The following is an 11,753-nucleotide window of genomic DNA, read 5'->3' on the forward strand; positions in this document are numbered from 1 at the left end:
CGTCGACACTCGCACCGCGGCCGCGGACCGGCTTGAACCCGACCGCCTCAAATTTGAACTGCTCCGCCGGCCCTCAGCCGCGGGCCCGCGAGGGCGGCTGCCCGTAGGCCGCCTTGAACGAGCGGCTGAAGTGCGCGAGATCGGCGTAGCCCCACCGGTGGGCGATCGCCGACAACGGCTCGGTGGTCCGCACGAGGTCGCCGCGGGCCCGGTCGAGGCGCTGCCGCCGGACGTACTCGGCGACGCTCTCGCCGCCCTCCCGGAAGATCCGGTTGACCGTGCGCTCGGACAGCCCGTGCGCCCGCGCGAGCCGGGCCGGTCCCACGTCCTCGTCGCCGAGGTGCCGGTCGAGGTAGCGGAGCATCTCCTGGCGGACCGCCACCCGCGCCGGGGGCGCGGTGGTCGGGCCCGCACCGTGCAGCGCGGCCAGGAGCAGCTCGACCGCCGCGTTGCGCGCGGCGAGGACGCCGGCGGGTGCCAGCCCGGGGAGCATCCCGTCCACGCTGTCGAGATAGGCGAGCAGGAGCCTCGTGGCAGGGGCGGACGGGTCGAGCCGGACCGGCCCGGGAAGCGCCGGGGCGACGAGGGCGCGGGGCACCACGAGGCTCCGCTTGACCAGCCGCTGCGGGATCGCGAACCGGGCGGGCAGCGTGCTGTCCCACAGCACGGCGTCCCCCGTCCCGAGCTCCACCGACCGCCCCTCCTGGGTCAGGACCTGCCTGCCACGACGGGTGATCAGCAGGACGGCGAACTCCCCGCCGGTGTGCGCGAGCTGTCGGCGCCCCCGTACCCCGCTGCAGGGGTCGGTCACGCAGTCGAGCAGGGTGAGGTCGTCGAGCTGCTGGGCCGCGACGGTGCCGCGGAAGGAGCTCGGGAGCACCCGGTCGGAGATCGACGCCGCCCAGGGGAGGTGGGTTGAGGACAGGATCTCGGCCCATCGTTCGGCGGGTCCGGCACCCGATCCGTCGGGGTCCCGGACGTCCCGGCGCACCGCCGCGCTCACCCTCCGAGCACCCCACCCAGGGCGGTGATCATCCGGTCCCGCACGATCCCCTCGACGTCCGCCCCCTCTGCGTAGGGCCCCACGAGGGACCCCGCGAGCTGCGGGAACAGCGTGGGCAGCATGGCCAGGACGATGAGCCCGAGCAGGGCCGACGCGTTCTCCGCGTCCGGCGCCACGCCGCGCGCGGCGGCGAACGCCTCGACCTTCGCGGTGTACCGCTCGGTCCGGTGGATCTCCGACGGGCGCCCGCCCGCCTGCAGCGCCTCCCACATCAGCAGCCGGAGCAGCTCCGGGTTCGCCCGGTAGAAGTCGTGCACCTCGCCCACCCACCCGGCGACGTCCTCGCCGGGCAGACCGAGCTCGGCCACGTGCCGGTCCATCGCCGCGCCCAGCACCACGTCGAACAGGGCCTCCTTGCTGCCGAAGATCCCGTAGATCCGCTCCTTGTTGACCCCGGCCTGCTCGGCGATGCGGTTGACCCGCGCCCCGGCGATCCCGAGCTCGGCGAACTCGGCGGTCGCCGCGGCGACGAGCCGGGCCCGGGTGTCCTCCACATCACGACGCACGCTCGCGATCCTACCTGCCAACCATCCTGTTGGTTGGTGACGAGAGCCACCCGGCGAAGACGAGCCAACCAACAGGATGGTTGGCAGACTGGTCCTCGTGAACGAACTCGATTCCACACGATTCGAGACCCTGCGGGTGCGCACCGACGGTGTGCGCGCCACGGTCACCCTCGACAACCCGCCCACCAACCTCTTCGACCCGCAGATGATCGACGACGTCTCGCGGCTGCTCGGGATCCTGCGCGCCGACCCGGAGACCCGGGTCGTGGTCTTCGACAGCGCCGACCCGGACTTCTTCATCGGTCACGCCGACCTGAACCTCTTCCTTGCCCCGCGCACCGAGGTCCCGCCGCGACCGCACGTGCTGAACGGGCTCCAGGCCCTCTTCGAGGACCTGCGAACCCTCCCCCAGGCCACCATCGGCGTCCTGGAGGGACGGGCGGTCGGCGGCGGCGCGGAGTTCCTGTCCTCCCTGGACATGGTGTTCGCCGCCCGGGGCCGGGCCGTGCTCAGCCAGTTCGAGGCGGCGGTCGGCGTGATCCCGGGAGCCACCGGCTCCCAGCGCCTGCCCCGGATGCTGGGCAGGCAGCGCGCCCTCGAGGTCATCCTGGGCTGCGACGAGTTCGACGCCGACACCGCGGCCGCCTACGGCCTGGTCAACCGGGCGCTCCCGGCCGAGGAACTGCGCGGGTTCGTCGACCGGCTGGCCGCCCGCATCGCGTCCTTCCCGGCGAAGACCATCGCGATCAACAAGGCCGCGGTCGACGCCGCCACCCCGCCCTACTTCGACGGCCTGCTGGAGGAGACCCACGCGCTCGACCAGACCCTGGTCGACGGGGAGGCCCAGCGCCGGATGAAGGCGCTGCTCGCGCTCGGCGCGCAGGACCGCGAGTTCGAGCTCACCCGCTTCAGCACAGCACTCGAGGAGCTCGACCGATGACGACCCGCACCCCCCGCGAGGTGGTCACCGCCCTGCTCGACGGCGTCGCCGCCGGCCGCTGGGACGACCTCGCCGAGCTCTACGCGACCGACACCGTGGTCCGCCACCCCTTCGCCCGCGACGCCTCCGCGCTGCTGACCGGCCGGGAGGCGCTGCGCGCCCACTTCGGCCGACTCGCGTCGAGCGGGATGAGCCTGGCCGCCCGGGAGCCGGTGACCGTCTACGAGACGACCGACCCGGAGATCGTCGTCGCCCGGTTCACGTACGCCGGAACCGACGCGACCGACACCCCCATCGAGATGGCCGCCTGCTTCATCTGGCGCATCCGCGACGGCCTCATCGTCGACGCCCACGACTACCTCGACACCCCTCGCCCCACCGACCCCAAGGACTTCGCATGACCTCGCGCAACACCGTCGACCCGACCGAGACCACCGCCACCCGGCGCGCCCGGGGTGAGCAGATCGTTCAGGACCTGAGCGGCGGCAAGCGCCCCGCCTCGCTGGACGCGCTCGACGCCGAGTACCCGTTCCTGGCCCACGCCGTGAACGCCTACGCCGTCGGCGAGCTCTTCGCCCGCGACGTGCTCGACGTCCGCACCCGACAGCTCGCCCTGGTCGCCGCCTTCGCCGCGCTCGGCCTCGGCGACTTCATCAAGATCCACGGCGGCTACGCGCTGAACGCGGGCGCCACCGCCGAGGAGCTCAAGGAGATCGTCTACCTGACCACGATCCCCGGCGGATTCCCGCGCGCCATCCAGGCCTCGCAGGCCGTCTCGGAGCTGCTCGCGAGCCGCGCCGCGAGCTGAGCCGACCGACCGGGTGCCCGCCCTCAGTCCTGGGCGGGCGCCCGTCACTCAGGCCTCCGCGAAGATCTCCCGCAGGTGCCCGGCCAGCTCGGTCGGTGCCGTGAGGTTGGGGCTGTGTGGTCCCGCCAGCTCCAGCACCCGGCAGTTCGGGGCCGCCGTCGCGATCTCCTTCGCCCAGCCTGCCTCGATCACGAGGTCGTCGGACATCTCGACGAGCCACACCGGCGCGTCGGCGTCCCGCAGCGTGCCGGGGAAGCCGTCGGGCTCGCGGGCGGGCGCCCCCTCGGGGTGCTTGAGCCGGGGGGCGACCATCGCGCCGTAGTGCCCGGGCGCCAGCGTGTTGGTCCGGCGCAGCGCCACGTTGTCCTCGTAGCCGGAGCGGCTGTTGGTCAACAGCTCGACCACCTCGGCGAGATACTCCTCGCCCGGCTGCAGCTCGCCGAGGACGTCGATCCCGCGCTGGGTCCGGAAGGGGCCGCCCGCGCCCCCGATCGTGGTCAGCGACGCCGCGGGCCAGGCACGGGCCTCCGCCGCGCGCAGCACCACCGACCCGCCGAACGAGGTGCCCACGAAGTGCGCCCGCTCGATCCCGAGCACCCCGCAGAAGTCCGCGATCTGCCGGACCCGCGGCGCGTACGGCGCCCGGCCGAGGTAGACGACCTTGTCCGACCGGCCGAATCCCAGCAGGTCCGGCGCGTAGACGCGGTAGTCCGTGGCGAGGTCCTGCATGACCTCCGACCACGTCACCTGACCGTCGCCGCCCCAGGCTCCGTCGTGCAGCAGGACCACGACGGGAGCACCCTCCGGCCCTGCGGCGTAGTAGTGGGTCCGGAACGAACCGGTGTCGACGTCCGCCTGCTGCATCGTTGCCTCCTGGTCTGCGCGGGTGTGCCGCACGGTTCCCGAGCCCGGGACACCCGGGCCGGCCCGTTTCCCGCTGACCGGTAAACCGGCATAGTGCGTCCATGCCAGCCGCCGACGACGGTGAGTCGACCCTGAGCCGCGCCACGCGGGTCCTCGAGGTCTTCGGGCCCGGCAGCCAGGCCCTTAGCGCGTCCGAGATCTCCCGGCGGACCCGGATCCCGATGGCCTCCACCCACCGCCTCGTCGGCGAGATGGTCCGGCTCGGGCTGCTCGAACGTGGCCCGGACAAGCTCGTCCGAGTGGGGGTGCGGCTCTGGGAGCTGGGCTGGCGCTCGACCGCCGCGCTCGGCCTGCGCAACCTCGCCCTGCCGTACCTGGAGGACCTCCAGTCCGTCGTCCGCCACCACACGCTGCTCGCGGTACTCGACGGGACCGAGGTGCTCTACCTGGAGCGGCTCAGCGCCCGCGGTCCGACGACGGTCAACATCACCCGGGTGGCGGGCCGGCTGCCCGCGCACTCCTGTCCCTCGGGGGTCCTGCTCCTCGCCTTCAGCCCCCCGGAGCTGCAGGAACAGGTGTTGGCCACGCACGACCTGGTCGCCTACACCCCGCACACCCCGGTCGAGCCGCAGGCACTGCGCCAGGTGCTCGCCGACACCCGCCAGCGGGGCACCGCCTCGCTGCGGGGCACCGTGCACCTAGACGCGGCGGGGGTCGCGGCGCCGGTGCGCGACCACACCGGTGCGGTCGTCGCCGCGCTCACCGTGATCGTGCCGAACGACTCCGCCACGATCGCCGCCGCCCGGCCCGCGGTGGTGGCCACCGCGCGCGCCGTGACCCGCGCCCTGCAGTCCTCCCCCGCGCACCTCCCGGGCCGCGTTTCTCGCTGAGCGAGAAGGCGTCTTGGCGGCCTGCCGGGTGCCGGCCAACCGTGTCGCAGCGACGGCACGCCCGAGCAGGCGGGCCGAGCAGGCACAGCGGAGAGGCTTCAACGATGAGCGATCGCACCGCCGACGATCCCGAGACCTACGACGCCGTCGTCGTGGGAGCGGGGTTCAGCGGGCTCTACATGCTGCACAGGCTCCTGCGGAGCGGCTACCGGGTCCGGGTGCTGGAGGCAGGCTCCGGGGTGGGCGGCACCTGGCACCACAACCGCTACCCCGGCGCCCGCTGCGACATCGAGAGCATGGACTACTCGTACTCGTTCGACGAGGAGCTCCAGCAGGAGTGGCAGTGGTCGGAACGCTATGCCGCACAGCCGGAGCTGCTGCGCTACCTGAACCACGTCGCGGACCGCCACGACCTCCGCCCGCACATCGACCTCGACACCCGGGTGGTGAGCGCCGGGTTCGACGACGCCGCGGACGGCTGGACGGTTCGGACCGACACGGGGCGGGCCCTGCGCGCGCGGTGGTGCCTGATGGCCACCGGGTGTCTGAGCGTGGCCCAGGTGCCCGCGATCGCGGGTCTGGACCGCTTCACCGGGCAGTGGCTGCACACGGGGGCCTGGCCGAAGGAGGGGGTGTCCTTCGAAGGCAAGCGGGTCGGGGTGATCGGCACCGGATCGTCGGGCACCCAGCTGATCCCGATCGTCGCCGAGCAGGCCGAGCACCTCCACGTGTTCCAGCGCACCGCGAACTTCACCATGCCCGCGCAGAACCGGCCGATGACCGAGGCGGAGTCCGCCGTGTGGAAGAGCGAGTACCCGCAGCGCCGGGCGCACGCCCGCACCTCCGGCTTCGGCCACAACCAGCCGCAGAACGACCGCCGCCACGCCGACATGACCCCGGCCGAACGGCTGGCGGAGCTGGAGTCGCGCTGGGCGGCGGGCGGCCTGCACATGATGCGGGCGTTCGCCGACGTGATGACCGACGCGGAGGCGAACGAGGCCACCGCCGAGTTCCTGCGCGGGAAGATCCGCGAGGTGGTGCACGATCCCGAGGTCGCCGAGCTGCTCTCTCCGCGGGGACTCCCCTTCGGCACCAAGCGGCTCTGCTCGGGCACCGGCTACTACGAGACCTTCAACCGGCCGGACGTGACGCTGGTGGACGTCCGGTCGGCCCCCGTCCAGGAGATCACCGCGACCGGGCTGCGCACCACGACCGCCGAATACGAGCTCGACGTGATCGTGTTCGCCACGGGCTTCGACGCCATGACCGGCTCGCTGTCCCGCATCGACGTCCGCGGCGAGGGGGGCAAGACCCTCGCCGAGGCCTGGGCGGCAGGCCCGCGCACCTACCTCGGGCTCGGTGTCTCCGGGTTCCCGAACCTGTTCCTGCTCACCGGCCCCGGCAGCCCCTCGGTGTTCAGCAACATGGTCAACTCGGCAGAGCAGCACGTCGAGTGGGTGGCGGACCTGCTCGACCACGCCCACCACGAACGGATCGGCCGGATCGAGGCCACCGCGGACGCCGAGGCCGCCTGGACGACCCACCTCGCCGACGTCGCGGGGCGGACCCTCTACTCCCGCGCCCGCAACTCCTGGTTCCACGGGGCCAACGTCCCCGGCAAGCCGCAGGTCTTCATGCCCTACCTCGGTGGCGTCGGCGAGTACCGCCGCCGCGCCGACGAGATCGCCCGGCAGGACTACGCCGGTTTCCAGCTCACCTCCCGCTGACCCACCACGACCTCAAGGACGAGAGATGACTGACGCAAGGATGCGCAGGAAGGTCATCGCCGCCGGATTCTTCGGCACGGCCATCGAGTACTACGACTTCTTCATCTACGGGACGGCCGCGGCGCTGGTCTTCCCCACCGTGTTCTTCCCGTCCCTGGGCGGCGCGGCCGCCACGGCGGCGTCGTTCGCCACGTTCGCCGTCGCCTTCGTCGCCCGCCCCATCGGCGGCGTCGCCTTCGGATACATCGGGGACCGCATCGGGCGCAAGGGCACCCTGCTCTCGACCCTGTTCATCATGGGCGGCGCCACGGTCCTGATCGGCGCGCTGCCCTCCGGCGAGTCGATCGGCGCCCTCGCCCCGATCCTGCTGATCCTGCTCCGGTTCTGCCAAGGCCTCGCGATCGGCGGGGAGTGGTCCAGCGCGGCGCTCTTCGTCGGCGAGCACGCCCCGAAGGGCCGCCGCGGTGTGTACGGCCTGTCCCCCACCCTGGGCGCGTCCGCCGGTCTGCTGATCGCGAACCTCGCCTTCCTGCTGATCGGCGGCGGGCTGTCGTCCGAAGCGTTCCTCGCCTGGGGCTGGCGGGTTCCGTTCCTGCTCAGCGCGGTACTCGTGGTCGTCGGGCTGTGGATCCGGCTCGGCATCGTCGAGAGCCCCGTGTTCGTGGCCGCGGCCGAACGCGCGAAGCAGGAGCAGCGCCGCCGCGCGCCACTCGCCGAGACCCTGCGCCGACAGCCCCGGGAGCTGGTGCTCGGGGCGGGCTCGACCCTGATGTGGCTGTCGTTCTTCTACATCGGCGCGGTCTACCTGGTGAACTACGGCACCACGACGTTGGGTTTCTCCCGCAACTCCATGCTCGCGGTCAGCTTCGTCGGCATCCTGTTCAACGCCGCGGGCGGCCTGCTCGGTGGTTGGCTGTCCGACCGCATCGGGCGGCGGCGGATGCTGGGCAGTGCGAACCTCGTGGCGATCGGGTGGGCCTTCGTGCTCATGCCGCTGGCGTCGTCCGGGAGCCTCACGCTGATGGCCTGTGCGATCGCGGGCACCCAGATCCTCGTCGGGATCGGCTCGGGCACGACCACCGCGCTCCTGCCCGAGCTGTTCCACACCTCCTACCGGGCCACGGCCACGGGGGTCTCGTTCAACCTCGGCAGCGTGGTCGGCGGGGCGCTCCCGCCGATCGTCGCCGCCCCGCTCATCGCCACGCACGGCCCGATCGCGCTGTCCGTCCTGATGGCCTGCCTCGCCGCCGTCGCGTTCGGCTCGATCGTCGCCCTGCGCGAGACCCGCGGCCGCTCGCTCGACGATCACGAGCCCGACCCGGTTCCGACGACCCACCGAATCGAGGACACGGCATGACCTCCGTCGACACCGTGAGCGACGACGTCTCCGACTACGAGACCGACGCCGGCGCCTACCCCTTCTACGCCCACCTCCAGGAGCACCGTCCGGTGTTCTGGAGCGACCGCCTCCAGCGCTGGTGCCTCACCCGCTACGCCGACGTCCAGGCCGCCTACCGCGACCCGCACACCTACTCCAGCCGGACCTTCGCCACCCGCGGCGCGGGCACCGTCCTCGACGACCCGGCCCGCGACCGGGTGGTGGACACGTTCGACCGGCAGATCCTGTTCCTCGACCGCCCCGACCACACCCGCCTGCGCAGGCTGGTCAGCTACGCGTTCACCCCGCGCGCGGTGGAGTCGATCCGGACCTACACCGGCGAGCTCGCCACCGAGCTGCTCGACGGGCTGCGCCGCCGGGACTTCGACTTCGTCCAGGCGTTCGCCGGACCCCTGCCGCTGCGGGTGGTCTCGCGCATCTTCGGGATCGCCGTCGAGGACGGCGACCTCTACCGGGCCTGGTCGGACTCCCTGACACTGCTCACCGAGTCCGGTCGGTCGGCGGAGGACCTGCTCGCCGCGTTCCGCGACGTCGACGAGATGCGGGACTACCTCACCACGCTGGTCGAGGCCCGCCGGGGCGCCCCGGGGGACGACCTGCTGTCCCGGATGATCGAGGCGGACGCGGACGGCGACCGCTTCCGCACCGACGAGATCGTCGCGATGGCGATGCTGATCACCACGGCAGGCCACGAGACCACCACCAGCCTGCTCGTCAACGCCCTGCGCCTGCTGCTGCCCGAGCCGGAGTGGGCGGGCAGGCTCGCCGCGGACGCCGGGTTCCGCAGGTCGGCGCTGGAGGAGACGCTGCGCTGGGAACCACCCCTGCAGTTCAGCACCCGGGTGACCACGGCCGAGGTGGAGGTGCACGGGACCCGCATCCCGGCCGGGGCCCCGGTCGCCCTGGTCCCGGCCGCCGCGAACCGCGACCCCCGCACGTTCGCCCACGCCGACCGCTTCGACCCCGAGCGCAACCCGAACCCCCACCTGACGTTCGGCCACGGCGCGCACGCGTGCCTCGGCGCCAACCTGGCGCGGCTGGAGGCGGACGTCGTGGTGGGCCTGCTCGCCCGCGAGCACCCCGGGCTGCGGGTCGGCGGCCTGGCCGTCCGGAAGGCGAGCCCGCTGTTCCGCGGGTTCGAGTCCGTCGAGGCCGGCTGGGGTGCGCGGTGACCGACGATCTGCTCCTGCGGGTGGTCGGCAGGCGCGCCGTCGCCGACCGGGTGGTCGAGCTGGACCTGTCCGCGGACGGCGACGCCGCGCTGCCGGCCTGGACCCCCGGCGCCCACATCGACCTCGTCCTCGCCGAGGGCCTCGTCCGCCAGTACTCGCTCTGCGGCGATCCCGGCGACACCGCCCGGTGGCGGGTCGCCGTCCTGCACCAGCAGGAGGGCCGTGGCGGCTCGGCGCGGGTCCACGAGCTCCTGCACCCCGGCGAGACCGTCCTGGTGCGCGGACCGCGCAACCACTTCGCGCTGGAGCCCGCCGCGAGGCTGCTGTTCCTCGCGGGCGGCATCGGCATCACCCCGCTGCTCCCCATGATCGCCGCGGCGGACCGGGCGGGAGCCGACTGGGAGCTGCACTACGGAGGCCGGACCGAGACGTCGATGGCCTACCTCGACGACCTCCGCCGGAGGTTCCCGGAGCGGGTCCGAGCCCGCGTCGAGGCGACGGACGGCCTGCTCGACCTCGACGCGGTCCTGGGCACCCCTCGGTCGGACACCCTCGTCTACTGCTGCGGCCCCGAGGCCCTGCTCACCGCGGTCGAGCAGCGCTGCGCGGGTTGGCCCGCCGGGGCGCTGCGCACCGAGCGGTTCGCCGCCTCGGCCCCGAGCGGGGAGTCGACCGCCTTCGAGGTCGAGTTCGCCCAGTCCGGGGTGACCGCGACGGTCCCAGCCGGGCGCTCGATCGTCGAGGTCGCCGAGGATCACGCCATCCCAGTGATCACCTCCTGCGAGGAGGGGGTCTGCGGCACCTGTGAGTCAAGGTGCTCGGCGGCCGACCGGACCATCGCGACAGCGTGCTGACCGAGGCCGAACGCGCCGCGGGCGACACGATGATGGTCTGCGTGTCCCGCTCGCGCGACCCGCTCCTGCGGATCGACCTGTGAACCCGGTCTGCCTGATCACCGGCGCGGCGGGCGGTATCGGCGCCGCCACCGCCCGGCTGCTGGCCTCCCGCGGGGCCCGGCTGGTGGTGGCCGACCGGGACGCCGAGGGGCTCGCCGCGGTCGCCGCCGAGCTCTCCCCGCGGACCGAGGTGCTCGCCCGGATCATCGACCTGACGGTCGAGGCCGAGGTCGACGCCCTGGTCGAGGCGGCAGTGACCACGTTCGGCGGGCTCGACCAGGTGTCGCTGACCGCCGGGATGGAGAGCCCGCACGGGACGCTGGAGGAGCTGAGCCTGGCGGACTACGAGCGCGTGATGGCGGTGAACGCCACGAGCGCCTTCCTCTGCCTCAAGGCGGTTCTGCCGCACATGAAGCGGGCGGGGCGTGGGTCGATCGTGTCGACGGCCTCCATCGCGGGCCTCGCCGCGGTGCCGGGTCAGGGCGTCTACTCGGCCGCGAAGCACGCGATGATCGGACTGACCCGGGCGGCGGCCGTCGAGGCGGGTGCATTCGGGGTCCGGGTCAACGCGGTCCTGCCCGGCCCGATCGACACCGGGATGGTGACCCGGATCCGGGCGGGCTCGGCGAGCACGCCGGTCGGTGGGGGCACCCTGCTCGGCCGGATGGGCACGCCCGCCGAGGCCGCCGCGGTGATCGCCTTCCTGCTGTCCGACGGGGCCGCGTTCGTGACGAACTCCTACTGGACCGCCGACGGCGGTAGGCACCAGATCTGAGACGGCCCTAGGTCTGGTCCCACACGCCGGTGCCCGCCAGCTCGTCCCCGAGCAGGCGGGCACTGGCGACCAGGTGGTCCTGCATCGCCTGCCGGGCTCCTTCCGCGTCCCCACGGTGCAGGGCATCCAGCACCGCCGCGTGGTCGTAGGTGCACGAGCGCGGCCGGGTGTCCGCGGGCATGCCGCGGTACCGGGGCACGTACCGGCTGAACCGCTCGGCGGTCCGGGCCAGCTCCGGCGACGCGGCCGCGCGGTTGATCGTGCGGTGCAGCTCGAGGCTGTGGTCCTCGGCGGTGTCCCGGGTGCCTGCGGCGTCCGCACGCTCCAGGTCCGCCTGCAGGTCGGCGAGGCGCCGGTGCGCCGCCCCGTCGAGCAGCGGGGTGGCGCGGGCGGCGAGCTCGCCCAGCACCATACCCAGCACCAGCACCCGGTCCTCGAACCCGGACCGGGTCAGCCTCGACACGACGTAGCCACGGCGGGGCCTGCGCTCCACGAACCCCTCGGACGCCAGCTCGACCAGCGCCTCCCGGACCGGGGTGACGCTGATGCCGAACCGGGCGGCCAGGTGCTCGACGCGCAGCTTGTCGTCGTGGCGCAGCTGCCCGATCAGGATCAGGTGGCGCAGGTACTCCGTCACGTCCTGGCCGAACGAGGCGCCGCGCAGGTCGGGCGGCGGGGGCGCCGCCGAGAAGTCCGGGTCGGCCGTCACGGTC

At 73.3% G+C, this 11,753-nt stretch carries 13 protein-coding genes; 9 read left to right on the forward strand and 4 right to left on the reverse strand.

Translation table 11 applies throughout. The features are described 5' to 3' along the window. Window positions 1-73: 73 nt before the first annotated feature. Both ABD993_RS30310 and ABD993_RS30315 read right to left on the reverse strand, forming a co-directional pair. Window positions 74-1,003, reverse strand: coding sequence for a helix-turn-helix domain-containing protein (locus tag ABD993_RS30310; RefSeq protein WP_345426073.1), 930 nt, complete (start codon window positions 1,001-1,003; stop codon window positions 74-76). Then, the gene (locus ABD993_RS30315) at window positions 1,000-1,569 is read right to left on the reverse strand and encodes a TetR/AcrR family transcriptional regulator (RefSeq protein WP_345426075.1); all 570 of its coding nucleotides are present in this window, start codon (window positions 1,567-1,569) and stop codon (window positions 1,000-1,002) included. The genes ABD993_RS30310 and ABD993_RS30315 overlap by 4 nt, the downstream gene beginning before the upstream one ends. A 97-nt stretch (window positions 1,570-1,666) precedes the next feature. Between ABD993_RS30315 and ABD993_RS30320 the strand changes: the two genes are divergently transcribed. Genes ABD993_RS30320 through ABD993_RS30330 form a run of 3 tightly spaced genes read left to right on the forward strand, consistent with a single transcriptional unit; the run spans window position 1,667 to window position 3,317 of the window. Further along, window positions 1,667-2,509 carry an enoyl-CoA hydratase/isomerase family protein gene (locus ABD993_RS30320; protein ID WP_345426077.1) on the forward strand — a complete coding sequence of 281 codons (843 nt, stop codon included), beginning with the start codon at window positions 1,667-1,669 and terminating at the stop codon, window positions 2,507-2,509. After that, entirely contained in the window at window positions 2,506-2,910 is a 405-nt protein-coding gene (locus ABD993_RS30325; protein ID WP_345426079.1) for a nuclear transport factor 2 family protein, read from the forward strand. The genes ABD993_RS30320 and ABD993_RS30325 overlap by 4 nt, the downstream gene beginning before the upstream one ends. Continuing rightward, window positions 2,907-3,317 (forward strand): carboxymuconolactone decarboxylase family protein, encoded by a 411-nt coding sequence (locus ABD993_RS30330; protein ID WP_345426081.1) that lies wholly within the window; start codon window positions 2,907-2,909, stop codon window positions 3,315-3,317. The genes ABD993_RS30325 and ABD993_RS30330 overlap by 4 nt, the downstream gene beginning before the upstream one ends. A gap of 48 nt (window positions 3,318-3,365) precedes the next feature. Here ABD993_RS30330 and ABD993_RS30335 read toward each other — a convergent pair whose 3' ends face one another. Then, on the reverse strand, window positions 3,366-4,181 hold the full coding sequence (locus ABD993_RS30335) for an alpha/beta fold hydrolase (RefSeq protein WP_345426082.1): 816 nt from the start codon (window positions 4,179-4,181) through the stop codon (window positions 3,366-3,368). A 101-nt stretch (window positions 4,182-4,282) separates the two neighbouring features. On the opposite strand from ABD993_RS30335, the gene ABD993_RS30340 reads away from it, so the two are divergent. The 6 genes from ABD993_RS30340 to ABD993_RS30365 all read left to right on the forward strand — a co-directional run bounded on the left by ABD993_RS30340 (window position 4,283) and on the right by ABD993_RS30365 (window position 11,040). Continuing rightward, entirely contained in the window at window positions 4,283-5,071 is a 789-nt protein-coding gene (locus ABD993_RS30340) for an IclR family transcriptional regulator (protein ID WP_345426084.1), read from the forward strand. Between the two features lie 104 nt (window positions 5,072-5,175). Then, a complete protein-coding gene (locus ABD993_RS30345; RefSeq protein ID WP_345426085.1) occupies window positions 5,176-6,798 on the forward strand; it encodes a flavin-containing monooxygenase in 1,623 nt (540 codons plus the stop codon). 25 nt (window positions 6,799-6,823) lie between these two features. After that, a complete protein-coding gene (locus tag ABD993_RS30350) occupies window positions 6,824-8,155 on the forward strand; it encodes an MFS transporter (protein ID WP_345426087.1) in 1,332 nt (443 codons plus the stop codon). Continuing rightward, window positions 8,152-9,369 carry a cytochrome P450 gene (locus ABD993_RS30355; protein ID WP_345426089.1) on the forward strand — a complete coding sequence of 406 codons (1,218 nt, stop codon included), beginning with the start codon at window positions 8,152-8,154 and terminating at the stop codon, window positions 9,367-9,369. The genes ABD993_RS30350 and ABD993_RS30355 overlap by 4 nt, the downstream gene beginning before the upstream one ends. Continuing rightward, a complete protein-coding gene (locus ABD993_RS30360) occupies window positions 9,366-10,223 on the forward strand; it encodes a PDR/VanB family oxidoreductase (RefSeq protein ID WP_345426091.1) in 858 nt (285 codons plus the stop codon). The genes ABD993_RS30355 and ABD993_RS30360 overlap by 4 nt, the downstream gene beginning before the upstream one ends. 79 nt (window positions 10,224-10,302) lie before the next feature. Then, window positions 10,303-11,040: an SDR family NAD(P)-dependent oxidoreductase gene (locus ABD993_RS30365; RefSeq protein ID WP_345426093.1), complete on the forward strand. Its 738-nt coding sequence runs from the start codon at window positions 10,303-10,305 to the stop codon at window positions 11,038-11,040. A 7-nt stretch (window positions 11,041-11,047) separates the two neighbouring features. Here ABD993_RS30365 and ABD993_RS30370 read toward each other — a convergent pair whose 3' ends face one another. Beyond that, a complete protein-coding gene (locus ABD993_RS30370) occupies window positions 11,048-11,749 on the reverse strand; it encodes a GntR family transcriptional regulator (RefSeq protein WP_345426095.1) in 702 nt (233 codons plus the stop codon). Window positions 11,750-11,753 lie beyond the last annotated feature (4 nt).

Origin of the sequence: Pseudonocardia xishanensis, assembly GCF_039541715.1 — a bacterium.
In the GTDB taxonomy this organism is placed as follows: Bacteria; Actinomycetota; Actinomycetes; order Mycobacteriales; family Pseudonocardiaceae; genus Pseudonocardia; species Pseudonocardia xishanensis.